Below are 26,559 nucleotides of genomic sequence, written 5' to 3' on the forward strand. Positions count from 1 at the left end.
AGCGGCCACCCGAAGGCGGCCGCGATGCAGCGTCATGAAGACGCCGCCACTGCGCACGAGGCGCTGATCAGTCCTGCTTGACGAAGATCAGGTCCCACACACCGTGGCCGAGACGCTCGCCGCGCTGCTCGAACTTGGTCAGCGGACGGAAGTCCGGACGCGGCACGTAGGGCGCACTTTCCGCCGGAGCGGTGTTGGCAAAGCCCGGCGCTTCAGCCATTTCTTCCGCCATCGCTTCGGCGTAATTGGCCCAGTCGGTGGCCATGTGGAAGTGGCCGCCCGGCTTGAGCACACGACGCACCAGCTCGACGAAGGCCGGCTGAACGATACGACGCTTGTGGTGCTTCTTCTTCGGCCACGGGTCCGGGAAGAACAGCTGGAAAGTGTCGGCACAACCGGCCGGCACGCAATCCGCCAGCACTTCCAGCGCGTCGTGGCGATAGACGCGCAGGTTGGTCAGGCCCAGCTTGTCGGCATCATCCAGCAGCTTGCCGACGCCCGGCGCGTGCACTTCGATGCCGATGAAGTCGGTGTCCGGGTTGGCCTGTGCCTGTTCACACAGTGACTTGCCCATGCCGAAGCCGACTTCGATCACCAGCGGCGCACGACGCCCGAACAGCGCCTCGAGATCCAGCTCGCCCTGCTCGTGACGCAGGCCAAGGCGCGGGAAGACCTCTTCCAGCCCACGGGTCTGGGCCTGGGTCATACGGCCACCACGAATCACGTAGCTCTTGATGCCACGCTTGCGGGCGACGGCTTCATCGGCAACGGAAGGGGTCGCTGGCGCGCTTTCGGTCTGCACGCTCTCGGGCTGCGCGCGCTCGTTCTGCACACTCTCTTGCTGCGCGTCGTCAGCGGGAGCAGAAGTGGACGTGTCGTCCTGCGGCTTGGAAGTCTCGTCAGTCATGGGGTCGTCTTGGTCTTTGCATGAACGATGCGCGAGCATCGGATTCGAATGTTTCAGGGCTCAGCCGGTAATCAGGCCAGCGCCCGGTGAAGAAGCACGTGCCGTCAGGCGAGTCGGCATGCGGCCGGCCAGGAAGGCACCACGGCCGGAAATCACGGCCTGACGCATGGCATCTGCCATCAACAGCGGCTGGCGCGCGTGGGCGATGGCGCTGTTCATCAGCACGCCATCACAGCCCAGTTCCATGGCGAAGGCGGCTTCTGACGCCGTACCCAGACCGGCATCGACCAGCACCGGCACATTGGCGCGCTCGATGATCAGCGATAGGGTGTGCGGGTTGAGAATGCCGAGGCCGGAACCGATCAGCGAGCCCAGCGGCATGATGGCGCAGCAGCCGATTTCCTCGAGCTGGCGCGCGACGATGGGGTCGTCGGAGGTATACACCATCACGTCGAAGCCATCGGCGACCAGCGCTTCAGCGGCCTTGAGCGTCTCGACGATATTGGGATACAGGGTGTCCTGATCGCCCAGCACTTCCAGCTTGACCAGGTTGTGGCCATCCAGCAGTTCACGGGCCAGCTTGCAGGTACGCACCGCGTCACGCGCGTTGTAGCAGCCGGCGGTGTTGGGCAGGAAGGTGTAGCGATTCGGTGACAGCACGTCGAGCAGGTTCGGCTCGTCAGCGTTCTGGCCCAGGTTGGTACGGCGAACCGCAAAGGTGACCACTTCCGCACCAGACGTCTCGATGGCGGAACGTGTCTCGTCCATGTCCTTGTACTTGCCGGTACCGACCAGCAGGCGCGAGGAGAACTCGCGACCGGCGACGATCAACGGGCTGTCGCCGGCGACCTGGGTGACGGGGTTGTTCAATGTCGGGGCAGAACTGTCTGTCATGATGACCTCATCGAGCTGGACGTGAACGCGCTGAGCGCGAGCGAGTAGTGAAAAGTGTCAATCCTGGAAACAGGACGGATCAGCCACCACCGATGGCATGGACGATCTCGATGCGGTCACCGGCATGCAGACGGGTGTCGGCGTGCGCGCTACGTGGCACGATGTCTTCATTGCGTTCCACTGCCAGTCGGCGGCCCTGGAGACCGAGACTCTCGACCAGAGCGGCAATCGTCGTGTCGTCCGTCACCACGTGGTCTTCACCGTTGAGCTGTATCTGCATGCTGTCCTCCCGCGAAAAGAGGCCGCTATTGTAGCGGCTTTACGTGTGCAGGCGTAGGCACATCGTGCCGCGCCATCTGCCCTCAAGGAATTAATGTCTATGCGTCACAACGACTCCCACTCCCGCCACTGGTGGCTGGCCATGGGACTGGCCGGCATGTCCACCGTCGCGCTGGGTGCCTTCGCCAGCCATGGCCTGCGCGGCACCCTGAGCGCGGACATGATGCGCGTGTTCGAGACCGGCGTCCGCTATCAGATGTGGCACGTGCTGGCGGCGGTCGGGGTACTCGCCTGGCGCTCGGTGCAGCCGCTGCGCGGCCAGATGCTGACGCTGGGGCTGTGGGCCGCCGGCATCCTGATGTTCTCGGGGTCGCTGTATGCCCTGGCGACCACGGCGCGCACCCAGCTGGGCATCATCACGCCCATCGGCGGCCTGCTGCTGATCGCCGGCTGGCTGAGCCTGGCCGTCACCGGCTGGCGTCAGCGCGGCAGCGAGGAGAAGGACATCAACAAGCTGTAGCGCGCCTTCCCGTGACGCTGCCGAGGTCAGTCATCGCTGTCCGGCAAGGTATAGGTCGCGGTCACGATGGCGACCGGGTCGGTGTCACCGTGGCTGTAAAGCTCGATCTCGCCGACAGCCAGCCGCCGGCCCAGCTTGCGAATACGCGCGGTGGCCATCAGGTCGCGGTCGCCGCGCGCGCGACGCAGAAAGTGGATGCTGAGATCACTGGTGACGGCCATCGGCTCCGGGCCGATCTCGCCGAGAATCGCGACATACAGGCAGACATCCGCCAGCGCCATCATCGTCGGTCCGGACACGCAGCTGCCGGGACGCAGGTGCTCATCCTCGATGGCCAACCCCATAGTCGCCCAGCGATCGCCGACGGCCTCGATGGTGCCCAGACGCTGGGGGAAGACTTCATCGAGGAAATCCTCGATGGCGGCGGCGCTCATCACGGGCATGACATTCTCCTCGACACACTGGGTCCGATCGCGCGGTTACGCGGTTTCTGGGGCAAGGCTAGCGGCAAATGAGGTCTCGGGAAACATGCGTCTGGCAAAATAGTGGCTGGGCAATTCCTGCTCGGCGACAGACAACAACGGCGACCCAGGGTCGCCGTTGTTGTCTTCAGTGTTTCCTGCTGTCAGCCGCCCTGTGATCAGCGCGCCTGCTGCTTTTTCTCGAGACGACGGCGATGCAGGACCGGCTCGGTGTAGCCGCTCGGCTGCACGCGACCCTGGAAGACCAGCTCGCAGGCGGCCTGGAAGGCGATGGAGCCCTCGAGGTCATCCGTCATCGCCTGATAGCTGGGGTCCGCGGCATTCTGGCGGTCCACCACGCCGGCCATGCGCTCCAGCGTGTCCTGCACCTGGGCACTGTCGACGATGCCGTGATGCAGCCAGTTGGCGATGTGCTGGCTGGAGATGCGCAGCGTGGCGCGGTCTTCCATCAGGCCGACATCGTGGATGTCCGGCACCTTGGAGCAGCCGGTGCCGTGATCGATCCAGCGCACCACATAGCCGAGAATCCCCTGGGCATTGTTGTCCAGCTCGGCCTGGATCTCCTCGGCACTCCACTGGGGATCGAGCTCCAGCGGGATGGTCAGCAGGTCATCGAGGCTGGCACGCGGGCGGCTGAGCAGATCATGCTGCACATCCTTCACCGAGACCTGGTGATAGTGCAGCGCATGCAGCACGGCGGCGGTCGGTGACGGCACCCAGGCAGTATTGGCGCCGGCGCGCGGATGGCCGATCTTCTGTTCCAGCATCGCGGCCATCAGGTCGGGCATGGCCCACATGCCCTTGCCGATCTGGGCACGACCCCGCAGGCCACATTCCAGGCCGACATCCACGTTCCATTTCTCGTAGGCCTGAATCCAGGCGGCGCCCTTCATGTCGCCCTTGCGCAGCATCGGGCCAGCTTCCATCGAGGTGTGCATCTCGTCACCGGTGCGGTCCAGGAAGCCGGTGTTGATGAAGGCCACGCGGGAACTGGCGGCCGCGATGCAGGCCTTGAGGTTGACAGTGGTGCGGCGTTCCTCATCCATGATGCCCATCTTGAGCGTGGAGTCCGGCAGCCCCAGCAGCTGCTCGACCCGCGCGAACAGCTCATCGGCGAAGGCGACTTCCTCCGGGCCATGCATCTTGGGCTTGACGATGTAGACGGAGCCGGTACGCGAGTTGCAGATGCCGCCGCGGTCCTGCTTGTCGCCCTTCAGGTCGTGCAGCGCGATCAGGCTGGTGAAGATGGCATCCATGATGCCTTCCGGTGCTTCGCTGCCGTCCTCGAGCAGGATGGCCGGGTTGGTCATCAGATGGCCGACGTTGCGAATCAGCATCAGCGAGCGACCATGCAGCACGCGCGTGGTGCCATCGGCGCCGGTGTATTCGCGGTCCGCATTCAGCTTGCGCGTCATGCTGCGGCCATTCTTCTCCAGCGTCTCGGTCAGGTCGCCCTTCATCAGGCCCAGCCAGTTGCGATAGACCGTCACCTTGTCTTCGGCATCGACGGCGGCCACCGAGTCCTCGCAGTCCATGATGGTGGAGAGCGCGGCCTCCATGATCAGGTCACTGACGTTGGCGGGATCGGTCTTGCCGATGGGGTGCTCGGCATCGATCACCAGCTCGGCGTGCAGGCCGTTGTGGGCGAAGATGATCGCGCTCGGCGCGCTTTCGTCGCCGCGATAGCCGAGGAAGCGTTCCGGCGACTTGAGGCTGAGATCACGTCCTCCGGCACGCACCAGCAGATGGCCATCGCGAATCGTGTAGCCTTCGCTGTCGTGGTGACTGCCGCCAGCCAGCGGCGCGATGGTATCCAGTACCTGGCGCGCATAGGCGACGACCTTGGCTCCACGCGCCGGGTTGTAGTCCTTGCCGCGCTCGGCGCCATCTTCCTCGCTGATCGCGTCGGTGCCGTATAGCGCGTCGTAGAGAGACCCCCAGCGTGCGTTGGCGGCATTCAGGGCGTAGCGGGCATTCATCACCGGTACCACCAGCTGCGGCCCGGCCTGCTGGCAGATCTCGCTATCCACGAAGGCGGTGCTGGCTTCGACCGTGTTCGGCTCCGGCAGCAGATAGCCGATCTTGTGCAGAAACGCCTTGTAGGCCTCGAGGTCTACCTTGCCCGGATGCTCGCGGTGCCAGGCATCGATCTCGCTCTGCAGCTGATCGCGGGTCGCCAGCAGTTCGCGGTTGCGCGGTGCCAGTTCGTGCAGCAGTGAATCGACACCCGCCCAGAAGGTCTCCGGCGCGATCCCTGTGCCCGGCAGCGCTTCCTGCTCGATGAAGCGGTGCAGGCTGGCGTCGATGGCCAGGCGCTGAAGTTGAATACGGTCGGTCATGCGTTTGCTCTCCCTGAAAACGAATCGCTGGAAACCCTCAACGGCTGACAACACTGCAAGCAGTGGTGTTCAAAAGGATTTTCGCCAGATGGCACTCACTGGCGCGGCGTTTGACGCGACTGCTGACGCGCAACTGCCAGACAAGCGTGAGCCATCGAGGCGCCGGGCAGGAAAACGCTGATACCTGCCGAGCGGGGACGAATCCCATCACCATACCCGATGGCGAGGCCGGCGAAAGGACTGCTATGACCAATGAACAAGCTCATGGAGCCCGATTACCCGCCCAGCGTTGATTCCGCGTCGCTGTTGTTGCTCGGCGACAGGCGGGGAAAACAGTGAAGAAACACTGTTCTTTGTGTAGCTCGCAGCCGCGCCAGCCGCTAGCATGGCAGCATTATGGAGATGACCATGCCCGATTTCAGTGAACTTCTCGACCACGGCCCCTTTATCCGCCTGCCTGACATGCTGCCGGGCCAGACGTCCAGTCCACTGGAGCGTTACCTGGGCCATTACGGTCTCGATGCGCTGCGCAGCGAGGACATCGCCGTGCATGCCGGCCACCTGGAGGCCGGGGGCTTTCGCCTGTGGGCCCAGCTGTGGACACCGCGCAAGCCGCGCGGCACCGTCTTCGTGGTCCACGGCTACTTCGATCACCTCGCCCTCTATCGTCATCTGCTGGCGCACCTGCTGCGCAACGGCTGGCAGGTCGCCTTGTGGGACCTGCCGGGGCACGGCCTGTCATCCGGCGAGCCCGCCTCCATCGATGACTTCGGCGACTATGTCGGCTGCCTGCAGGCCTTCCAGGATTACCTGGAAGACCACAGCCTGGCGCCGTACCCGTGGTTCGGCATCGGCCAGAGCACCGGCGGTTCGGTGCTGGCCACCGACGCCCTGATGCGCGGCGATGAATCGCGTTGGCAGGGAATCGCCCTGCTCGCACCGCTGGTACGGCCGTGGGGCTGGTCGCAGTCACGCTGGTTGCACAGCATGGCGCGCCCCTTCATCGATTCCATTCCGCGCAAGTACCGCGCGAACACCAACGATGTGGACTTCTACGAGTTTCTCAGCACCAATGATCCGCTGCAGGCTGATCGCCTCGCGGTGAAGTGGGTGACGGCGATGCGGGAATGGATTCCCCGTCTGCGCGCCCTGCCACCCTGCTCTCTGCCGACCTTGATCCTGCAGGGCGAGCAGGACACCACCGTCGATTGGCAATGGAATCTCGGCGTACTGGCCAGCAAGTTCCCCAATGCGCGCATCTACCGCCATCCCGAGGCCCAGCACCATCTGGTCAATGAAGCCGAGCCGATACGCCAGGAGCTGTTCGCCGAGCTGGACGCCTTCCTCGATGCCCTGTCGCAGCGCCCGTCAGACCTGCCGCAGCAGGGGCGCACGGCATGATGGCCATGCATCGCCTGCCCATGCTGGCCGCGGCCCTGCTACTCTCCACGCTGGCGGGCTGCATGAGCCTGGACCAGGTGCCACGTGCCGAACGCGATCCCATCTATGGTCTCGGCCAGAGCGCGGCGCGCCTGATCGCCGAGCAGCGTTGGACTCCCCCGCTCGAGCAACAGGTATTGCTGCTCGCGCCGCCCGAGGTGGATGCCACGCTGCAGGCCAACCCGGGGGCGCTGAACGAGGCGCTGACCCGCGCACTGCTGGCGCTCAAGAACGGGCCTCAGGTGCTCAACTGGAGCACTGACCGCCCCGCCGTCGATAGCCGCCAGTGGCGTCTCGAAACCACCCTCGAGGCCAGCGGCGTCGCACTGACCTTGTCAGACCGCACCCTGCAACCGTATCAGCTGCAGCTGACGCTGGTCCGCAGCGCCAGCGCCGAGCGCAATGAGACGCGCACCTTCACACTGAGCGGCGCCTTCGACCAGGCAGCCCTCGAGTCACTGGCGCGCAATCCTCCTGAGCCCTGAGCTTCAAGCCCTGAGCCCTGCTGCGCCGGAGCCACTCGCCATTCTTGATGCGCCCTTTATCGTTTTCTGCTTTTCCGGAGCCAACATGACCACCGCCAGTCCCCGTCGCTTTCTTGCCCACCTCTATCAGGATGGGCCGCAGAACCCGTTCCCCGGCATCAAGGCGCTGGAACGCAGACTGGGACACGCGCTGCCATATCAGTATGGCTCCAACGAAGGGCTCGACATGCCGCATCATACGCTGGGTGGCGCGCTGGGCACTGCGCTGGCCGACCTGAGTCGCAGCTATGCCGACGCCGATGCCTGGCAACTGCGCCAGCAACTGGCTGAGCGTCTGGGAGTCGCGTACGAGAACCTGCTGGTCGACGCCGGTGCCGACAGCCTGCTGGCACTGGTGATGCGCGCCACCGTCTGTGCGGGCGAGTGCGTGATCACCAGCGCCGGCACCTATCCGACCCTGGCGTACTTTGCCCGCGGGCTGGGTGCCGAGGTCATCGAGGTGCCCTACGACGAGAGCTTCGCCACGGCTGATGACACCTCATCGTCGCGACTGGCACCGGACCTCGCGGCGCTGCTCGCTGCGGCAAGGCAACACGATGCCCGCGTCGTCTATCTCGCCAACCCTGACAACCCCAGCGGCCATCTGCATTCTGACGCCGATGTACGCGCCCTGTGCGACGCCCTGCCGGAGAACTGCAGCCTGCTGCTGGACGAGGCCTATCACGACTTCCGCCCGGATGCCGCCCACGCCGACCATGCGCCGATGGCGCGCACCTTCCGTCTGCGCACCTTCTCCAAGGCCTATGGCCTGGCGGGCCTGCGTCTCGGCTTCATGATCGCCGAGCCCGAGGACATCGCTCTGCTGAACAAGGTGCGTATCCACTACGCCGTGAGTGCACCGGCGCTGGCGGCAGGTGAGCTACTGCTGGCGCACCCTGAAGAGGCGGCAGCGCATGTCGCCGGCGTCATCGATTGTCGCGATCGTCTCGCCGAGCATCTGCGCTCGCTGGGCGCGGAAGTCCTGCCCAGCGCGACCAACTTCCTCTGCGTGCGCCTCAAGAGCGCCGAGCTGGCAGCGCAAGTGCAACAGCAACTGATGGCTCAGGGCGTGCTGATCACTCGCTCCCCGCATCCTTCGCTTGGCCACATCCTGCGTATCTCGACACTCGAAGACAGTCTGGTGCCGGGCCGTCTCGCGCGTCTCGAGCAGGCCATCGCCGAAGAGCGCCGTTCATGAACCATTTAGCGTGAGGGCCTCGCGATGACTCTGGCCAGCCTCGCGGCCCGCGCCATGGGCAGCCTCGCCGTGGTGGGCGCGAGCCTCTGGCTGGTGCCCGCACTGTGGTTCCGGCTGCCGGGGCCGGAAGGCCTGCGCACCATCGTGGCTGCTCTCGCAGCGGTGCTGGGTCTCGTGTGCGTGATTGCCCTGTGGTGGCCGCAGGCCAGCGCGATTCGCTGGCGGCTGATGGGCTGCTACCTGATGCTGCTGGTCGCAAGCCTTGCCTGGTGGGCCAGCATCACGCCTCGGGCGGACCGCGACTGGGCGCCGGAGGTAGCGCATCTGGTCGAGGGGCAGGTGGTCACGCCAGCACGGGACGAGGCTGCCACCCAGGGTGAAGTGCTGCATCTCGAGCAGGTACGCAATTTCGTGTGGCACAGCATTGAGAATTACACGCCGCGCTGGGAAAGCCGCGACTATCCGCTGGAGGAGCTGACCTCGGTGGACCTGCTGACCAGTCACTGGATGGGCCCGCAGATCGCCCATACGCTGGTCAGCTTCGGCTTTGCCGATGGCCGCTATCTGGCCTTCTCGGTGGAGATCCGCAAGGAGCGCACCGAGCAGTTCTCGACCCTCGGCGGCATGTTCAAGCAGTACGAACTGGCGGTGATCGCCGCCGACGAACGCGACATCATCCGCGTGCGCAGCAACGTGCGCGGCGAGCAGGTACACCTCTATCGGGTGCAGATGCCGCGCGAGATGATCCGCGAGCTGCTGCTGGCCTACGTCGACGAAGCCGAGGCATTGCGCACTCAGCCACGCTTCTACAACACCGCCACCAGCAACTGCACCACCCTCGTCTACGCGATGATGACGCGCCTGACCGACGGCCTGCCGCTGGACTACCGCCTGCTGCTCTCAGGCTATCTGCCGGAATATGTCGCGGACCAGGACGCCCTGAGTGACGCTGCACCCTTCGCGGAACTCAAGGCCAGCAGCCTGATCAACCCCGCCGCCATCGCCGCCGACAATCATCCGGACGGCGACTTCTCACGCCTGATTCGTGAAGGCATTCCCGGCGCGGACAGGCCCTCCTACTGACCCCTCGCAGAGTGCCGAGAACATGATCCGGAGGCATCAGGCGCTGCGCTGCTGGGCGCTAGCACCCGGGCGAGCCGGGTCCCTGCCCATCATGCGGTCCAGCTGGCGATAGCCGATGGCCTCCATCAGCTGCGGCCGCTGCACGCCGTCCTGGTCGATCAGATCACTCAGTGTCAGCGCGACACGCAGCACTCGGTGATAGGCGCGCGCCGAGAGATTGAGGCGTGACAGCACACCGGCCAGCCACTGGCGCTCGCCGTCTTCCAGCTGACAGGCGGCTTCCAGCGCATGGGTATCCAGATGAGCATTCAGGCCGCCGCGAGCCAATTGGCGCGCGCGAGCGGCCAGCACTCGTTCGCGCACGCCGGCCGAGGCCTCGCCAGGAGTGGCGGACGTCAACTCCTCGGCGGGCAGGCCCGGCACCTCGACCTGCAGGTCGATACGGTCCAGCAACGGGCCGGACAGACGCGCCTGATAGCGCTGGATCTGCGCCGGCGTGCAGCTGCAATTGCGGCGACTGTCACCGAGGTAGCCGCAGGGGCAGGGATTCATCGCCGCGACCAGCTGGAAGCGCGCCGGGAAACGGCGTTGATGGCTGGCGCGCGAGATCAGAATACGACCGCTCTCCAGCGGCTCGCGCATCACTTCGAGCACGCCGCGGTCGAACTCCGCCAGCTCATCCAGAAACAGCACGCCATGATGCGCCAGCGACACCTCGCCCGGGCGCGGCTTGGAGCCACCGCCCACCAGCGCGACCCCACTGGCCGTATGGTGCGGAGCACGGAATGGCCGCTGGCCCCAGCGCTCCATGATCGGCAGACCACATACCGAGCGCACCGCAGCGACTTCCAACGCTTCTCCCTCGCCCAGTGGCGGCAGGATGCCGGACAGGCGACTGGCCAGCATCGTCTTGCCGGTGCCCGGCGGGCCCGCAAATAGCAGGTTGTGACCGCCGGCCGCGGCGATCTCCAATGCCCTGCGCGCCTGATGCTGGCCACGCACCTCGCTCAGGTCGGGCTCCGGCAGACGCGCCTGGGGGATGATCGAGCACACATGCGGCGTGAGGCGCTCGCGCCCCAGCAGGTGGGCCACCAACTCCAGCAGATGGCCCACCGCCAATACCTCCAACTCCTCGGCGAGCGCCGCCTCGTCGGCATTGCCGCGCGGTACCACCAGCGTCCGCCCCGCCTTGCGACAACAGAGTGCGGCTGGCAGCACGCCGGTGACGGCACGGATGCTGCCATCGAGCGCCAGCTCGCCGAGGCACTCCATCGCTGCCACGGCCTCTTCCGGTATCTGCCCGGAGGCGACCAGAATCCCCAGCGCAATCGGCAGATCGAAGCGACCGCCTTCCTTGGGGAGGTCCGCTGGCGCCAGATTGAGCGTGATACGGCGCGCCGGAAATTCGAAGCCGGCATTGAGCAGCGCACTGCGCACCCGCTCTCGACTCTCCTTCACCGCCGCTTCCGGCAAGCCGACGATGGACAGACCCGGCAAGCCGTTGGAGAGGTGTACCTCCACCTGAACTTCCGGTGCCTCGAGACCAAGTGACGCGCGCGTGCGCAACATTGCCAATGACATGAGTCTTCCCTGCGTGATGCCGCCTCTCAGTTGCACGGCGCAATCGGAGCAGGCACTGGCCTGCCATGAGCGCGAAGGCACACACCGCTGCCAACCCTCTCAGCATGGCAAACCTCATACTCCCCAGAAGGCGAGCGCCTCAACGCTTGGACACTCGACAATTGCCGCAAAGCTTCGCATACCACCACGACACGGCCATGCGCCGCCTGTAAATGCGTATTCCGGCGACAATATTCGCCGCTATTTCGTAACTTCCATTACGCCCCATCCTCACGCAATTACTGAATACGTAACACACAAACAGGCTGTGGATAACATTACATAATCATCGAATGTGGACATTTTTTGAGCGCTCAAAATTTCAGCATTCAAGGCACCGACACCAACGATGAACAAGCGAGCCAACGCCAGACCAGGCAACCCACAGCCCGGCCTCAACTCACAAGCACCAGCCAACAGAAATTAAACCCAATAAGCGCAGGCAGGGTACTTGGACACTCGACTCAGTCGAGCGATGAAAGCCATATCAGAGACAAGATTGAGCCAGAAGAGCTCATGAGGCGCCTGACGGGAAGGGGTCAGATAAGGCGCAAGCACTGCACTCGAAGAATTTGCACGAGCATCGAGTCGTTGATGCTCAGGGTCTGGAGTCTCAGGCCCTGGCGCTTGGTGACGGCCTACTGCTGCCTGGTGATTGAGAGCGTCTGGCGCCCTGCAGCTGTGACTACGTCTGCCATTTCAGCTTCACGCGCCGCGACGCGCCCGGGGATGGCGAGGCGGATCGCTCGCTGACATGGCCAACAAACGCTCATGGCGAATTAAAAGTAGTGGTTGTGACAGTACTTTCCACGCAAAAGCGCCTGTTTTGGCGCATTTCAGCGCCAGCAGACGCCACACGGGCATGGTGTGGGGCCGACTCGCTACCTGCCTGCACCAAGAAAGTGCTCATACAGGGGCGATAGCGTCCTCGAGAGAGCCACAAGAGTGCCGCCAGACCGGGACTGCGGTATATTTGATCGGTTGTCCCGGCCTGGCCGCGACGACCGCCAAGCTGTCTCACGGAACGCCGCCGATGCGCGGCAGAGAATCGTCCAACCCACGGAAAGGGCCAGCCATTCAGGACGACTTCGGCTTGTTTCAGGAGCACTACCCATGCAAGACATGCTTGCCCCGCTGGCACCCCTGGCGGATGTGATCGGCATGCTAGGCACCACTCTGGTCGTCGGCGCCTTCTTCCTGCTGCAGATAGGCAGACTCGATGCCCGCAGCCTGACCTACAACCTGATGAATCTGAGCGGGGCGATCCTGCTGTTGATCAGCCTGTGCATCAATTTCAACCTCGCCAGCTTCGTGATCGAGGTCTTCTGGATCATCGCGTCTGTGGTAGGTCTGGTACGCTGGATGCTGGGCACTCGACCCCAGACTGCCTGAGGCCGCTCCCGGAATCAGCGGCGCCCATGACGCAAAAAACCGCCACGCCCCGAAAGGGCGTGGCGGTTTTGATTCAGCCGTCACCTGAGGGGGTCAGGCGTCGCGCTGGCGCTCGATCTCCGCGGCGTGACTGGCGGCTTCACGCTTCGCTACCGCGGCTTCCCCCTCATCATCCACTGGCGTGGCGGGCTCGGCTGCCGGCACGTTGCCCGCCACCAGCCCCTGCTTCTCCAGCAGTGCCTCAAGGGCGATGACCTGCTTTTCCAGCGACTCGACGCGGCTGCGCGTGCGCGTCAGCACATCCATCATGATGTCGAAGTCTTCACGCGAAACCAGTTCCATGCGGTCGAAGGCACCGCGCATCACCCCTTGCACGGACTTCTGCAACTCTTCCGGGCCATGCGAGGCATCCTGCAGGCGCTCACCGATCTGCTGGGCCATACGCCCGATGACGTCATTCTTGAACATGCTGCACCTCAGCCGTTGCGGGCCGGCAGCCGCGTCGTGCGGACTGCCGGTCAGAAAATGATGACACCCCTGTACATGGGGCCGTCGTGTCCTGCTGCAAGGATACGCAACCCTGGAGACGGGTGCATGCCCCGCATCGTCCTGCACCAGACAATCCTCATCGGCAGGCACACATCTGCACCACATTAGCACTTGCCCCCACATCCAAAGCCGCAGAAACAGCACCATTACGGTGCATGCCAGGTGACCTTCGGATTCAGCCATCTTTGCACAGGCCGTAAGACTGTCATCCATCCTGCGATAACCAGATGAGTTACAAGGATTTTCAGCCGCATGGCACATCTCGTGCGATGCACTTGTCAGGAACAGGCCGCCAGCTCATCTGACTGGCCATGCTTAACAAGAATGATCATTCCGGTAGCGAACGGGGGCAGCACATGAAACTGATCACCGCCATCATCAAACCCTTCAAGTTGGACGACGTGCGAGAAGCACTGGCCGACAACGGCGTGCAGGGGATTACCGTCACCGAAGTGAAGGGCTTCGGACGTCAGAAGGGGCACACCGAGCTTTATCGCGGTGCCGAGTACGTCGTCGACTTCCTTCCCAAGGTCAAGATTGAAGTGGCTGTCGATGACAGCAGTGTGGAATCGGTACTGGATGCCATCACCCAGGCGGCCAACAGCGGCAAGATCGGCGACGGCAAGCTGTTCGTCACTCCGCTGGACGATGTCATCCGTATCCGCACCGGTGAACGCGGCGCCGACGCTGTCTGAGCCCCGCGCACAATAACAAGGAGAACCCCGCATGAACGAGATCATCGAGGTCAAGTACGCACTTGATACCTTCTACTTCCTGGTCTGTGGCGCCCTGGTGCTATGGATGGCAGCCGGCTTTGCCATGCTCGAGGCCGGTCTGGTCCGCGCCAAGAACACCACCGAGATCCTGACCAAGAACGTGGCGCTGTTCGCCATCGCCTGCACCATGTACATGGTCGTCGGTTACCACATCATGTACTCGAGCGCCGAAGGCGGCTTCCTGCCGAGCCTGGGCTTCCTGATCGGTGCCGAGAATACCGCTGAGGAAGCGATCGCTTCCGGTGGCGACATCTACTACAGCGCACGTTCCGACTTCTTCTTCCAGGTCGTGTTCGTGGCTACCGCCATGTCCATCGTCTCCGGTGCGGTCGCCGAGCGCATGAAGCTGTGGGCCTTCCTGGCCTTCGCCGTGGTCATGACCGGCGTCATCTATCCTGTGCAGGGTTACTGGACCTGGGGCGGCGGCTTCCTGAGCGCAGCGGGCTTCAGCGACTTCGCCGGCTCCGGCATCGTGCACATGGCCGGCGCATCCGCCGCTCTGGCAGGCGTGCTGCTGCTGGGCGCTCGCAAGGGCAAGTACGGCAAGAACGGCGAGATCAATGCCATCCCGGGCGCCAACCTGCCGCTGGCCACGCTGGGTACCTTCATCCTGTGGCTGGGATGGTTGGGCTTCAACGGCGGCTCCGAGCTGGTGCTGTCCAACATCGATGAGGCCAACGCGGTCGCTCAGGTCTTCGTCAACACCAATGCCGCTGCCTGTGGTGGTGTCATCGCCGCGCTGATCCTCGCCCGTCTGTGGTTCCGCAAGGCTGACCTGACCATGGCCCTCAACGGCGCGCTGGCTGGCCTGGTTGCCATCACCGCTGGCCCGCTGGCACCGAGCGTCGGTGCTGCCACCCTGATCGGCGCCGTCGGCGGTCTGCTGGTCGTGTTCTCCATCGTCGGTCTCGACAAGCTGAAGATCGATGATCCGGTCGGCGCCATCTCCGTGCACGGTGTGGTCGGCCTCTGGGGTCTGCTGGCCGTGCCGCTGACCAATGACGATGCCACCTTCTCCGCACAGCTGCTGGGCGCCGCCTCCATCTTCGCCTGGGTGTTCATCGCAAGCTTCGTGGTGTGGCTGATCATCAAGGCCATCATGGGGATTCGCGTCAGCGAGGAAGAAGAATACGAAGGTGTGGATCTGGCCGAATGTGGTATGGAGGCCTATCCGGAATTCACCTCCAGCCGCAAGTAAGCCTGAACGCGACAGCACCTGCAGCATCAAGACTCCCGCCACCTGGCGGGAGTCTTTTTTCCTGACTGGATAAGCGGTGTATGCTTGAGTCAGAGACCGGCGTGACGAGCAGGCCTCGTTACCCGCACCATCACCCAAGGAGAGAGACGATGAAACTGGTCACTGCCATCATCAAGCCATTCAAGCTCGACGACGTGCGCGAATCCCTGTCGGAGATTGGCGTGCAGGGTATCACCGTGACCGAGGTCAAGGGATTCGGCCGCCAGAAGGGCCACACCGAGCTGTATCGGGGTGCCGAGTACGTGGTCGACTTCCTTCCCAAGGTGAAGCTGGAAGTCGCGGTGGATGACGCCATGATCGATTCCGTGATCGAGGCGATCACCAATGTCGCCAACACCGGCAAGATCGGCGACGGCAAGATCTTCGTCTCACCGCTGGAGCAGGTCATCCGCATCCGTACCGGCGAGACCGGCAAGGACGCCGTCTGAGCCTCTGGCGCAAGCCCCTGGTACTGACGTGCTGCCCCCACGGGTGACATGAGCACACAAAAAACCGCAGGCCATCGGCCTGCGGTTTTTTCGTTTCAGCACTTGTCGCTCATAAGTGATCTTCGCGAATCACTTCTCGACCTGATCATTTCTCGACAAAGGCACGCTCGATCACGTAGTCACCCGGCACGCCCATCTTCGGCGAGATGGCGAAGCCGCGCGCATCCAGCATGGCGCTGATGTCGTCGAGCATCGCCGGGCTGCCACAGATCATGGCGCGATCGCGCTTCGGGTCCAGCGGCGGCAGGCCGATGTCCTCGAACAGCTTGCCGTTCTCGACCAGGTCCGTGATGCGACCCTGGTTGCGGAACTCCTCGCGCGTCACGGTCGGGTAGTAGATCAGCTTCTCGGCGATCTCTTCGCCAAGATACTCGTGCTTGGGCAGCTCTTCCGCGATCATGTCGGCATAGGCCAGCTCTGAGACATGGCGCACGCCGTGCATCAGGATGATCTTGTCATAGCGCTCGTAGGTTTCCGGGTCCTGGATGACGCTCAGGAAAGGCGCCAGGCCCGTACCGGTGGAAAACAGATAGAGATTCTCCCCCGGCAACAGGTCATCCAGTACCAGCGTGCCTGTCGGCTTGCGGGATACCATGATCTGATCGCCCGGCTGCAGGTGCTGCAGGCGTGAGGTCAGCGGGCCGTCCTGCACCTTGATGGAGAAGAACTCGAGGTGCTCCTCGTAGTTCGGGCTGGCGATCGAGTAGGCGCGCATCAGCGGCTTGCCGTCGACTTCCAGGCCGATCATCACGAACTGGCCGTTCTTGAAGCGCAGGCTGTCTTCACGCTGAGTGCGGAAGCTGAACAGCGAATCGTTCCAGTGATGGACGTCGATGACTTCGGTTGTGGTCAGACTGCTCACCTGATGGCCTCCCGGGGCATGGCCCCTCGAATTCTATATTTTCTATTGGAATAAGCAAATAACAGCTTATACCCCAATGAACTATGCAGCGATTGTAGTCACTGCAGGGTTATGCGTTAAATGGTTTATCTGGATATAGGTTATCTAGTTTACCAATATTGGTTGCGAATGAATCGCATTTCAACCTCGATCTTGCAGAGTTCGCCCGCTCTGACGGCGAATCCTGCGTTGCGTTCACTTTCGCCTCCTCATCTCTGTCCCTTCACTGCATGCCCCGGGAGGTCGAATGCGCTACAGCCTTCGCCAGCTGGCCGTCTTCGTGGCGGTCGCGCGGCATGACAATGTCTCGCTGGCCGCCGACAGCCTGGCCATGTCGCAATCAGCGGCCAGCACCGCACTGGCCGAGCTGGAGCGCCAGTTCGATTGTCGGCTGTTCGATCGGCACGGCAAGCGCCTGCGGCTCAATGGCCTGGGGCGTGAGCTTTTGCCCAAGGCGATCGCGCTGCTGGACCAGGCCGAGGAGCTGGAGCAACTGCTCGGTCAGCAGGATGCCACCGGCTCGCTGGAGATCGGCGCGACGCTGACCATCGGCAACTATCTGGCACCTCAGATCATCGGTGACTTTCTGCACCATCACCCTGCCAGCCGCGTCGAACTGCACGTGCACAACACCCATCAGCTGATCGACAAGCTGGTGCACTTCGAACTGGACATCGGACTGGTGGAAGGCGAGGTGGAGCATCCGCTGCTGGAGGCGACCCACTGGGTCAGTGATCGGCTGAGCATCTTCTGCGCGCCGTCACACCCGCTGGCACAGGGTGAGGTCACGCTTGAGCGCCTGCTGGCGGCACGCTGGATCATGCGCGAGCGTGGCTCCGGCACACGCGGCACCTTCGAGCAGGCATTGCGTCCACATCTGGACGGGCCTTCGACCAGCGTCTCCCAGCGCCTCGACATCATGCTGGAGCTGGAACACACCGAAGCCATCAAGCGCGCCGTGGAAGCGGGGCTTGGCATCGGCTGCATCTCGCGCCTCGCGCTGCGAGATGCCTTTCGACGCGGCAGCCTCGTCGAGCTGCCCACTCCATGGCTGGAGCTGACCCGCGCCTATCGCTTCGTCCACCATCGTGATCGCTTCATCACTCAGGCAATGCGCGAATTCGTCGCCGGCTGCCGCAACCTGAGCGGCAGCGCCTCACGCAGTGACGAGATCATCCTGCCGCAGGTGCCGTGATTCGCACACGTCTGGCCATTGGCAACCGAACCCGATGTCACCAGCCTTCATGAAATGAGGGTCACTACAATAGTGACCGCTCACACACAGACGCCGCCAGCGTTTCCGCTGGCGGCGTCCAGATCTCTAGGCGAAGGGGATGTGATCAGTGAGTCAGGCCGGTGAAACGTGCCTTGATCTCATCAGCGCTCTCGTGGGAGAGGTCCTTGTCGACGGTTTCCGTCACCAGCTTGGCGACCGGCTTGTCGAGCTTGTCGCGCAGCGCACCCAGGAACTTGGGAGCAGCGGCGATGATCAACTGATCGAACTTGCCGTCATTGGCCGTCTGCTTGAGGTATTGCGCGACTTCCTTGGCGAAGAAGTCCTGATGCTTGTCAGAGGTTGCGCCGTCATCGCCAGTCTGATGCAGGCTGCCATGACCGCCGCTGGATTCCCCCTTGCCACCGGTTCTCAGGTCACCGGTATGCTGGCGGCTTTCAGGATGTACGAGGCTTTCCACTTCGGTGACCTTGCCGGCGGCACGGGCAAAGATACGTGCACGTGCGGCGTCGGCAGCAACGATGTAAGTAACCATTTACACACTCCCTGTCTCTCGTGAGGCGTCGTTGATGAAGAATGACGATCATCGCTTCGCTTTCAATTGACTACATGCTGGCACCCTTGCGCACATTCAACCCTTGCCGCTCATTTCCCGCACACCGCCCCGCCAGCCCGCTCCCCCTGTAGATCGACAAGGCCGCCGATAACCAGAAACGCCAGGACCGCCCCGAAGGGCGGCCCTGGCGTCTGGTGCCTGTCACTCGCGACTGACAGGCCCGCGTGCTGACGGCCTTACCAGGCTTGCCAATCCAGCTCCTCCGTTGCGACGGGTCTGGCAGCGCGGGGGATGGAGTCCTGTGCGGAGAGAGTGCCTGCGCTGCGCGGCGCCATTGCCGGCGGCTGCGCAGGGCCATCCAGACGGAAGCGGCCCACCATCTCGGCCAGACGCGCCGACTGCTCGGAAAGCGCATCCGCGGCCGCGGCGGATTCCTCGACCAGCGCCGCATTCTGCTGCGTCACCTGGTCCAGCTCGGCCACGGCACTGGAGACCTGTCCGACACCGTGATTCTGCTCCTGGGTGGCATGGCTGATCTCGCCGATCACCTCACTGACACGCATGACGCTGGAGACGATCTCGTTCATGGTGCTGCCGGCCACCCTGACCTGTTCGGCACCATTGCGCGTGCGCTCATTGGCGGAGCTGATCAGCGTGGCGATTTCCCGCGAGGCCTCGGAAGAGCGCTGGGCGAGGGTACGCACCTCACCGGCCACCACCGCGAAGCCACGCCCCTGCTCGCCGGCGCGGGCTGCCTCGACGGAGGCATTCAATGCCAGCAGGTTGGTCTGGAAGGCGATGGAATCCATGACACTGACGATCTCGGTGATCTTGCGCGAGTCGTCGTCGATGCCCTGCATGGTGGTAACGACCTCTCCGATCACCTCGCCACCGCGACGCGCGACCTCACTGGCCGACTTGGCCAGCCCGTCAGCTTCATGTGCGGAGTCCGCGGACTGAGCGACGGTGCCGGAGATCTGCTCCATCGAGGCCGAGGTTTCCTGCAGATTGGCCGCCGCCTGCTCGGTACGTGATGACAGATCCTGGCTGCCCTGGCTGATCTCGGCGGCGGCGGTCTGCACCGCGCCACTGGCAAGACGAATCTCGCTGAGCACGCCATTGAGGGTCGAGACGAAGCGGTTGAAGGCATTGCCGATCTCAGCGACTTCATCACGCCCGCTGACCTGAATGCGTCGCGTGAGATCGCCCTCGCCCGCGGCGATATCCACCAGCGCATCACGCACCAGCGCCAGGCCGCGCAGACTGCGGTTGGCGATCCACGACATCACGGCAGCGGCTCCCAGCAACACCAGCAGCGTCATGGCCAGCGTGGTCCACAGCTGGGCATAAAGCGGTGCATCCGAGTCGGCCACATCCAGGGCCAGCGCCAGACGCCAACCGGTGTCTCCCAGCCCTGCCGAATCCAGCTCGGCACTGAACATGCGGTAATCACGCTGCTGGATATCGACCACCAGTGCCGACTGGCCAGCGGCCACCAGGCGATTGCTGCTGGCCAGGGTCTCGGGCGTCAGGGCCGCTGCGAGTGCACTCATCGGCTTGAGCACCAAGGCATCATCCGGGTGGGCGATCAGCGTGCCGGTATCGTCGATCAGAAAGGCGAAGCTGTTGGGCGTCGGCGAGAGCTCGGCGACCGTCCGGGTGATGAACGCCAGCGGCAGATCACCACTGACCACGGCGACCAGCCGTGAGCCGCGATAGATCGGCGCCGCCACGCTGATCTCCAGCTCGCCACTGGTGGCTCCGACATAGGGCGCCGTGATGACGGGCTTGCCGGCCGCCACCGCCGCCTGATACCAGCCACGTTGGCGCGGGTCATACCCTGCCCGCCCCGGGCGACCATCGAAGTAACGGAAACGACCATCCGGGAAGCCGACATAGGTCTTGCTGAAGTCGCCCTGCTTCATCGCCTGGGTCAAGGCGGCATCGGGGAAGCTCTCGAGGCTACTGGCCGCAATGCCGCTCACCGCATTGATATGCACGCTGAACCACTGACTCAGCTGGGCGGCATTCGATCTCAGCACCTGTTGCTGGTAGTCGCTCTCATCGGCATGCGTATTGCGGAACGTGGTCCAGGCATTCAGGCTGCTGACGACCACCAGCGCCACCAGCACTATCGCCACACAGGCTAACGTGATGCGCGCACGTAACGAGGCAAACATCGCCACTCCTTGGTTCGAATCCATCGGGAAGGGGACCGGGGGCACCAGCGCAGAGCGCGTCGGTCTGCCCTCGGTGGCAAGGCATGCAGGCATGCGGTGTACCGGCGTCATCATCGGTACGTGCCGCCCTCTGTATCGGCATGCCCGGCCTTTCCTTTACCCCGCCAGCCGCACGCGACGCTCCTTCAGAACCGCCAGTACCGACACGGCCGTCGCGACTCCCGGACATGACGTCGATGGCGAAGTGCGTGCTAACATCCGCCCAACGCGGGGTGCCGCCTGCCCTTCTGCCACCGCTCCCCTCATCCTGTGGTCTTTTCTCGGAGAAGTTTCGATGCGCAATCTGCTCCTGATGCGCCGCCCGCTGCCCCGGCGCGTGCTGGTCACCGCTCACCTGATGCTGCAGCTGGGATTGCTGGCGGCTGCCAGCGGCTGGACGCTGCAGCACCTGACGCCCATCGGGCCTGACAATTCGCTGGTCGCGCAGTGGCCGGTACTGGCGCAGGGTGTCGGCGGTTTCCTGCTGGCCTTCGTGATGACGCGCCTGCTGTTCGAGTTGCTGATGGCGCCGCATCACCTGCTGAGCATCCGCGGGGCCAATCACACCCTGGATGCCGCGGCGCTGGTGACGCGCTCCATCTCGCGCCGCCCGGCGGTGCATGACAATGACGACAGCTGGGTCGGCAAGCCGCGCAGCGTCACCTGGCCGCGCGAAGGCGAAGATGCTCCCGCTGCCACAGCGGCGATGGCGCCATCTGCCGATACACCTGCCGCTGCATCGCCCAAGGCCGTTGCCAAGCCGCAGGAACCAAGCCTGGGCAGCGATGAAGAGCTGCCAGACACCCGCAGCAGCGAAGTACGCCGCACCGAGCCCAGCCTCTGATTGATCTCCCTATTCAGAGAGATACAGCAAGTGTGAGTACCTACTGACTGCCTTGCGACTCACACACGAAAACGCCCCGCGTGATGGAAATCACGCGGGGCGTTGTCTTTTTCGGCTTACATCATCCGATCAGTTCGTGGCCTCAATGTCCCAGAATCTGGCTGAGGAACAGCTGAGTCCGCTCGGATTGCGGGCTGTTGAAGAACGGCTCCGGCGCGTTCTCCTCGATGATCTGGCCCTGATCCATGAAGATGACGCGGTCGGCGACGGTCTTGGCGAAGCCCATTTCATGGGTCACGCACAGCATGGTCATGCCTTCATTGGCCAGTTCGACCATGACATCCAGCACTTCCTTGATCATCTCCGGGTCCAGCGCCGAAGTCGGCTCATCGAACAGCATCACCTCGGGGCTCAGACACAGCGAGCGCGCGATCGCGACACGCTGCTGCTGGCCGCCGGACAGCTGACCGGGGAACTTGTGGGCCTGATCGGCGATGCGCACGCGCTCCAGGTACTTCATGGCTTCCGCTTCCGCCTCGCGGCGCGGCCGCTTCTGCACCCAGATAGGCGCCAGACAGCAGTTCTCGAGCACCGTCAGATGCGGGAACAGGTTGAAGTGCTGGAACACCATGCCGACGTTGCGACGGATCGCCTCGATCTGCTTGATGTCCTGGGTCAGCGGCATGCCGTTGACCACGATATCGCCTTCCTGATGCTCCTCGAGATGATTGATGCAGCGGATCATCGTCGACTTGCCGGATCCCGAAGGGCCACAGATGACGATACGTTCGCCCTTGCGCACGCTCAGGTTGATGTCACGCAGCACGTGGAAGTCGCCGTACCACTTGTTGAGGTCCTTGAGCTCGATCATCGGGCGCTCATCGGCGCCGGTGTTGCCCTGCGAGGCGGATGTTGTCGTTGTCATGATGAAGATTCCTTGGCGCCGTGATCAGCGCTTCTTGTGACCGGTATGCAGCAGGCGCTCGAGATACTGGCTGTAGCGCGACATGCTGAAGCAGAAGACCCAGAAGACCAGCGCCACGAAGGCATAGCCCTCGATGGAGTAGCCCAGCCATTTGGGGTCGGCGAGACCGGCCTGCACGATGGCGAGCAGATCGAAGAGCCCGATGATCAGTACCAGCGAGGTGTCCTTGAACAGGGCGATGAAGGTATTCACGATGCCGGGAATCATCAGCTTGAGCGCTTGGGGCAGCACGATCAGCCCCATGTTGCGCCAGTAGCCCAGCCCCAGCGCCATGCCGGCCTCGGTCTGTCCCTTCGGGATCGCCTGCAGGCCACCACGCACCACTTCCGCCATGTAGGCACTCTGGAACAGGGTGATGCCGATCAGCGCGCGCACCAGCTTGTCGAGATTGACCTCACCGGGCACGAACAGCGGCAGCATCACCGAGGCCATGAACAGCACCGTGATGAGCGGCACACCGCGCCAGAACTCGATGAACACCACGCAGATGCTCTTCACGATCGGCATCTCGGAGCGACGCCCCAGCGCCAGCAGGATCCCCAGCGGCAGTGCCGCCACGATACCCACCACCGCCAGTACCAGTGTCAGCATCAGACCGCCCCACTCGTGGGTACCGACGATCTCGAGGCCGAAGCTGCCACCATGCAGCAGGAAGTAGGCGATGAAGGGGAAGACCGCCAGCGTGACGATGGCGACCCAGCCCTTGGCCGGCAGTTTCGGTATCGCCAGCCAGGCGATAAGCGCCGCAAAGACGGCGAAGACGATATCGACCCGCCAGGTTTCCTCGCTCGGGTAGAAGCCGTAGATGAACTGATCGAGACGCGCGCTGATGAACACCCAGCAGGCGCCCTCCCCCGTGCAGTCCTCTCGTGAGGTGCCACTCCAGCTGGCATCGATCAGTGCCCACTGCAGGCTGGGTACCACCAGCAGGTAGACCAGATACATCGCGAACAGCGTGAACAGCGTATTGATAGGTCCGGCGAACAGATTGGCTCGCAGCCAGGCCACCGCGCCGATGCTGTCGCTCGGCGCCGGACGGGAATCGATCATCTTCTCGGTGACCCGTGACAGGGTCTTTTCAATCGACATGGGCAGACCCTCAGCGCTCGACCAACGCCATGCGGGCGTTGAACCAGTTCATGAACATGGAGACCAGCAGACTGATGGTCAGATAGACCAGCATCGTCATGGCGATCACCTCGATGGCCTGACCGGTCTGGTTGAGCGTGGTACCCGCAAAGACCGAGACCAGATCGGGATAGCCGATGGCCGTGGCCAGCGACGAGTTCTTGATCAGGTTCAAGTACTGGCTGGTCAGCGGCGGGATGATGACGCGCAGCGCCTGCGGCACCACCACCAGACGCAGTGTCATGCCACCGGACAGCGACAGCGCCCGTGACGCTTCGGTCTGACCGTGCGGTACCGCTTCGATGCCGGAACGCACGATCTCGGCAATGAAGGCTGCGGTATAGACCGACAGCGCGACCCATAGGGCGAGGAACTCCGGGACGACCGTGATGCCGCCTCGGAAGTTGAAGCCCTTGAGCTCCGGCAGCTCCCAGCTCAGCGGCATGCCCATCGCGAAGTAGGCCAGCAGCGGCGCCACGATGATCAGACCGAGCGAGATCCAGCCCGCCGGCAGGCGCTGACCGGTACGGGCCTGCCGCTGGCGATTCCAGTAGCTGAAGATGCCGCTGGCGACGACGGCCAGCACGAACACGGCAATCACCACCGAGAAACCGCTGGAGGTGATGGGGGCCGGCACGAACAAACCGCGCACGTTGAGGAAGAACGCCTCGCCCAGCGACAGCGAACCTCGTGGACTCGGCAGGGTTCTCAGGACGGCGAAATACCAGAAGAAGATCTGCAGCAGCAGCGGGATGTTGCGGAAGACTTCGATATAGACCGCCGCCAGCCGCGAGATCAGCCAGTTGGGGGACAGACGCGCGACCCCCATGATGAAACCGATCACGGTCGCGGCGATGACACCCAGGGCGGATACCAGCAAGGTATTGAGCAGGCCGACGATGAAGGTATCGCCATAGGTGGATTGCTCGGAATAGTCGATCAGGCTCTGCAGGATGCCAAAGCCTGCGGTGTTGTCCAGAAAGGCAAAGCCGGTGGTGATGCCACGGCTTTCAAGGTTGGTCAGGGTATTGCTGACGATGATCGCCAACACACCGAACACGCCTGCCAGCATCAATAGCTGGAAGATCAGTGCCCGCTTGGCCGGGTCACGCCAGAAGGGCGGCTTGACCGTGGCCGGCGGGCGAGAAGCAGGTTGTGTCATACAGGCAATCTCCGCCGGAAAGCTATGCGACTTCCGCCTGCCGCCCTATCGAACGGCAGATCAGTTATCTCTCGGCACTCGAGGAAAGGATCACGGGGAACAGACCAAGCCCCTCACGACGCTGGCCAGGGAAAATGACCGCATGGCCACTTCTCCCTGGCCAGCGTCCTTGCTCAGCCTGCGTCACGTTTCACCCGGCTCGCACTGGACCTCCAGGCGAGCCGAGACATCAGCGAACGGGCGGTGCGTACTGGACGCCGCCATCGGTCCACAGTGCGTTCAAGCCGCGCTCGATACCCAGTGCGGAGCCGGTACCGACGTTGCGCTCGAACATCTGGCCGTAATTGCCTACCTGCTTGATGACCTGGTAGGCCCAGTCAGCCGGCAGGCCCATGGCTTCCCCGTAGTTGCCATCGGCACCGACCAGACGCGCGACGTTGGGGTTGGTGTCCGCCTTCTTCTCTTCGATGTTGTCGGAGGTCAGTCCCATCTCTTCGGCGTTGATCTGGGCGAACAGGGTCCATTTGACGATGTTGAACCACTGGTCATCGCCCTGGCGGACGACGGGGCCCAGCGGCTCCTTGGAGATGACTTCCGGCAGCACCATCGCGGACGCCGGATCGGAGAGCTTGATGCGCAGCGCGTAGAGCTGGGATTGGTCGGAGGTCAACACGTCACAACGACCGGCTTCAAAGCCCTTGACGGTCTGGTCGGAGGTATCGAAGACGACCGGCTCGAAGGACATGTCGTTCAGGCGGAAGTAGTCCGCCAGGTTGAGCTCAGTGGTGGTGCCGGACTGGATACAGACGGCTGCCCCGTCCAGCTCCTTGGCACTGGAGACGCCCAGGTCCTTGCTGACCATGAAGCCCTGGCCGTCGTAATAGTTCACGCCAGCGAAGTTGAGGCCCAGTGAGGTGTCGCGGGTGGCCGTCCAGGTGGTGTTGCGGGACAGGACATCAATCTCGCCGGACTGCAGCGCGGTGAAACGCTCCTTGGCCGTCAGCGGTACATAGCGCACCTTGCTGGCATCACCCAGCACGGCTGCCGCGACGCCGCGGCAGACGTCGACATCGAGGCCCTGCCAGTTACCGGCGTCATCCGGTGCCGAGAAGCCCGGCAAGCCGGTGCTGACGCCACACTGGACAAAGCCCTTTTCCTTGACGCTATCCAGGGTCGCGGCGCTGGCACCTGTCGCCATGGAGGCGGCCAGGACAGCGGCGCTAGCGATCAGCAGTGGCTTCTTGTTGTTATGCATCGTGATTCCCTCGCGAAAGTCTGGAGTCCGCTCGATCAGCCTCGAGTCAGAAGTGGTGCAATGCATTGCATGGCACCTACCGACAATAGCAAGCCGCGTTCCAATTTCCGCCTATCTCTTGATCCGCTGCGTTCAACGCTGAAAAAAGCGCTAAAACCCAGTGATATAGGCCAAAGCCGCGTGGCGGGATGGCGGATCATTCCGCGCGATTGCCGCGCAGTTAGGCGCCTGACAAGACCAGTTCGCCTCATATCGGTGCAAAATAAAAACGGCCGTTTCATTGCGAAACGGCCGTAGGCGGTGCAGCGATGTGGTGAGAGTGGCAGATTGCGACCAATGTCTCGGTCTGACTGACTCAACGCTTGTTCATCCCATCAGGCACGTTTTCGTGCCTGATGGATATTGCTTGCCACCGCAAGGTGCATGCGGATCACTTCTCCAGCAGGCGCTGCATGAAGGGCGGCAGCACCAGGGCGGCGCGATGGCCTTCGACGGTATAGAAGTCACGCGCGAAGGTGGCGGCAGC

25 protein-coding genes are annotated in these 26,559 nt (G+C 63.4%); 11 read left to right on the top strand and 14 right to left on the bottom strand.

Translation table 11 applies throughout. From position 1 onward, the window contains the following. Positions 1-67: 67 nt before the first annotated feature. The 3 genes from trmB to thiS all read right to left on the bottom strand — a co-directional run bounded on the left by trmB (position 68) and on the right by thiS (position 2,081). A complete protein-coding gene (trmB, locus tag CDPAHKCJ_RS05930) occupies positions 68-907 on the bottom strand; it encodes a tRNA (guanosine(46)-N7)-methyltransferase TrmB (protein ID WP_166019061.1) in 840 nt (279 codons plus the stop codon). A gap of 60 nt (positions 908-967) precedes the next feature. Beyond that, on the bottom strand, positions 968-1,801 hold the full coding sequence (locus tag CDPAHKCJ_RS05935; protein ID WP_166019062.1) for a thiazole synthase: 834 nt from the start codon (positions 1,799-1,801) through the stop codon (positions 968-970). Positions 1,802-1,880: 79 nt separating this feature from the next. Beyond that, positions 1,881-2,081 carry a sulfur carrier protein ThiS gene (gene thiS, locus CDPAHKCJ_RS05940; RefSeq protein ID WP_043336981.1) on the bottom strand — a complete coding sequence of 67 codons (201 nt, stop codon included), beginning with the start codon at positions 2,079-2,081 and terminating at the stop codon, positions 1,881-1,883. A gap of 99 nt (positions 2,082-2,180) precedes the next feature. Here thiS and CDPAHKCJ_RS05945 point away from each other — a divergent pair, with 99 nt between their 5' ends. Beyond that, positions 2,181-2,600: a DUF423 domain-containing protein gene (locus CDPAHKCJ_RS05945; protein WP_166019063.1), complete on the top strand. Its 420-nt coding sequence runs from the start codon at positions 2,181-2,183 to the stop codon at positions 2,598-2,600. A gap of 26 nt (positions 2,601-2,626) precedes the next feature. On the opposite strand, the gene CDPAHKCJ_RS05950 is transcribed toward CDPAHKCJ_RS05945, so the two are convergent. Together CDPAHKCJ_RS05950 and CDPAHKCJ_RS05955 are read right to left on the bottom strand one after the other, a co-directional pair. Beyond that, positions 2,627-3,043, bottom strand: coding sequence for a PaaI family thioesterase (locus CDPAHKCJ_RS05950; protein WP_166019064.1), 417 nt, complete (start codon positions 3,041-3,043; stop codon positions 2,627-2,629). Between the two features lie 197 nt (positions 3,044-3,240). After that, positions 3,241-5,421, bottom strand: coding sequence for a malate synthase G (locus CDPAHKCJ_RS05955; RefSeq protein WP_166019065.1), 2,181 nt, complete (start codon positions 5,419-5,421; stop codon positions 3,241-3,243). 462 nt (positions 5,422-5,883) lie between these two features. On the opposite strand from CDPAHKCJ_RS05955, the gene CDPAHKCJ_RS05960 reads away from it, so the two are divergent. The 4 genes from CDPAHKCJ_RS05960 (at position 5,884) to CDPAHKCJ_RS05975 (ending at position 9,666) form a co-directional block, all read left to right on the top strand. Further along, a complete protein-coding gene (locus CDPAHKCJ_RS05960; protein ID WP_240916685.1) occupies positions 5,884-6,822 on the top strand; it encodes an alpha/beta hydrolase in 939 nt (312 codons plus the stop codon). Further along, complete coding sequence (locus tag CDPAHKCJ_RS05965) at positions 6,819-7,346, top strand: hypothetical protein (protein ID WP_166019067.1); 528 nt, start codon at positions 6,819-6,821, stop codon at positions 7,344-7,346. Before CDPAHKCJ_RS05960 ends, CDPAHKCJ_RS05965 begins: the two co-directional genes overlap by 4 nt. An 85-nt stretch (positions 7,347-7,431) precedes the next feature. Then, on the top strand, positions 7,432-8,583 hold the full coding sequence (locus CDPAHKCJ_RS05970; protein WP_166019068.1) for an aminotransferase class I/II-fold pyridoxal phosphate-dependent enzyme: 1,152 nt from the start codon (positions 7,432-7,434) through the stop codon (positions 8,581-8,583). Positions 8,584-8,607: 24 nt separating this feature from the next. After that, entirely contained in the window at positions 8,608-9,666 is a 1,059-nt protein-coding gene (locus CDPAHKCJ_RS05975) for a DUF4105 domain-containing protein (protein ID WP_166019069.1), read from the top strand. A 36-nt stretch (positions 9,667-9,702) separates the two neighbouring features. Here the strand turns inward: CDPAHKCJ_RS05975 and CDPAHKCJ_RS05980 are convergent, their stop codons facing one another. Next, entirely contained in the window at positions 9,703-11,247 is a 1,545-nt protein-coding gene (locus tag CDPAHKCJ_RS05980) for a YifB family Mg chelatase-like AAA ATPase (RefSeq protein ID WP_166019070.1), read from the bottom strand. 1,152 nt (positions 11,248-12,399) lie between these two features. Here CDPAHKCJ_RS05980 and CDPAHKCJ_RS05985 point away from each other — a divergent pair. Next, the gene (locus CDPAHKCJ_RS05985; RefSeq protein ID WP_200018369.1) at positions 12,400-12,678 is read left to right on the top strand and encodes a hypothetical protein; all 279 of its coding nucleotides are present in this window, start codon (positions 12,400-12,402) and stop codon (positions 12,676-12,678) included. 93 nt (positions 12,679-12,771) lie between these two features. On the opposite strand, the gene CDPAHKCJ_RS05990 is transcribed toward CDPAHKCJ_RS05985, so the two are convergent. Then, positions 12,772-13,146: an accessory factor UbiK family protein gene (locus tag CDPAHKCJ_RS05990; RefSeq protein ID WP_166019071.1), complete on the bottom strand. Its 375-nt coding sequence runs from the start codon at positions 13,144-13,146 to the stop codon at positions 12,772-12,774. A gap of 437 nt (positions 13,147-13,583) precedes the next feature. Between CDPAHKCJ_RS05990 and CDPAHKCJ_RS05995 the strand changes: the two genes are divergently transcribed. The 3 genes from CDPAHKCJ_RS05995 (at position 13,584) to glnK (ending at position 15,689) form a co-directional block, all read left to right on the top strand. Beyond that, a complete protein-coding gene (locus CDPAHKCJ_RS05995) occupies positions 13,584-13,922 on the top strand; it encodes a P-II family nitrogen regulator (protein ID WP_043331582.1) in 339 nt (112 codons plus the stop codon). Between the two features lie 31 nt (positions 13,923-13,953). Then, positions 13,954-15,201, top strand: coding sequence for an ammonium transporter (locus CDPAHKCJ_RS06000; protein WP_166019072.1), 1,248 nt, complete (start codon positions 13,954-13,956; stop codon positions 15,199-15,201). Positions 15,202-15,350: 149 nt separating this feature from the next. Next, positions 15,351-15,689, top strand: coding sequence for a P-II family nitrogen regulator (glnK, locus tag CDPAHKCJ_RS06005; RefSeq protein WP_024951507.1), 339 nt, complete (start codon positions 15,351-15,353; stop codon positions 15,687-15,689). Positions 15,690-15,834: 145 nt separating this feature from the next. Here glnK and CDPAHKCJ_RS06010 read toward each other — a convergent pair whose 3' ends face one another. Beyond that, positions 15,835-16,611 carry a ferredoxin--NADP reductase gene (locus CDPAHKCJ_RS06010; protein ID WP_166019073.1) on the bottom strand — a complete coding sequence of 259 codons (777 nt, stop codon included), beginning with the start codon at positions 16,609-16,611 and terminating at the stop codon, positions 15,835-15,837. Between the two features lie 286 nt (positions 16,612-16,897). On the opposite strand from CDPAHKCJ_RS06010, the gene CDPAHKCJ_RS06015 reads away from it, so the two are divergent. Beyond that, positions 16,898-17,845, top strand: coding sequence for a LysR family transcriptional regulator (locus CDPAHKCJ_RS06015; RefSeq protein WP_107335730.1), 948 nt, complete (start codon positions 16,898-16,900; stop codon positions 17,843-17,845). 145 nt (positions 17,846-17,990) lie between these two features. On the opposite strand, the gene CDPAHKCJ_RS06020 is transcribed toward CDPAHKCJ_RS06015, so the two are convergent. Beyond that, entirely contained in the window at positions 17,991-18,419 is a 429-nt protein-coding gene (locus tag CDPAHKCJ_RS06020; protein ID WP_043331587.1) for a host attachment protein, read from the bottom strand. A 257-nt stretch (positions 18,420-18,676) separates the two neighbouring features. Further along, a complete protein-coding gene (locus tag CDPAHKCJ_RS13355) occupies positions 18,677-20,620 on the bottom strand; it encodes a methyl-accepting chemotaxis protein (RefSeq protein ID WP_166019074.1) in 1,944 nt (647 codons plus the stop codon). A gap of 334 nt (positions 20,621-20,954) precedes the next feature. On the opposite strand from CDPAHKCJ_RS13355, the gene CDPAHKCJ_RS06030 reads away from it, so the two are divergent. Further along, a complete protein-coding gene (locus CDPAHKCJ_RS06030) occupies positions 20,955-21,503 on the top strand; it encodes a hypothetical protein (RefSeq protein ID WP_166019075.1) in 549 nt (182 codons plus the stop codon). A 142-nt stretch (positions 21,504-21,645) separates the two neighbouring features. Here CDPAHKCJ_RS06030 and CDPAHKCJ_RS06035 read toward each other — a convergent pair whose 3' ends face one another. The 4 genes from CDPAHKCJ_RS06035 to CDPAHKCJ_RS06050 form a co-directional block, all read right to left on the bottom strand. Continuing rightward, the gene (locus CDPAHKCJ_RS06035; RefSeq protein ID WP_166019094.1) at positions 21,646-22,374 is read right to left on the bottom strand and encodes an amino acid ABC transporter ATP-binding protein; all 729 of its coding nucleotides are present in this window, start codon (positions 22,372-22,374) and stop codon (positions 21,646-21,648) included. A 78-nt stretch (positions 22,375-22,452) separates the two neighbouring features. Continuing rightward, positions 22,453-23,577 (bottom strand): amino acid ABC transporter permease, encoded by a 1,125-nt coding sequence (locus CDPAHKCJ_RS06040; protein ID WP_166019076.1) that lies wholly within the window; start codon positions 23,575-23,577, stop codon positions 22,453-22,455. A 10-nt stretch (positions 23,578-23,587) separates the two neighbouring features. Beyond that, positions 23,588-24,778, bottom strand: coding sequence for an amino acid ABC transporter permease (locus tag CDPAHKCJ_RS06045; protein ID WP_166019077.1), 1,191 nt, complete (start codon positions 24,776-24,778; stop codon positions 23,588-23,590). 229 nt (positions 24,779-25,007) lie between these two features. Beyond that, the gene (locus CDPAHKCJ_RS06050; protein ID WP_166019078.1) at positions 25,008-26,033 is read right to left on the bottom strand and encodes an amino acid ABC transporter substrate-binding protein; all 1,026 of its coding nucleotides are present in this window, start codon (positions 26,031-26,033) and stop codon (positions 25,008-25,010) included. Positions 26,034-26,559 lie beyond the last annotated feature (526 nt).

This window comes from Cobetia sp. MB87 (assembly GCF_011319755.1).
GTDB lineage: Bacteria > Pseudomonadota > Gammaproteobacteria > Pseudomonadales > Halomonadaceae > Cobetia.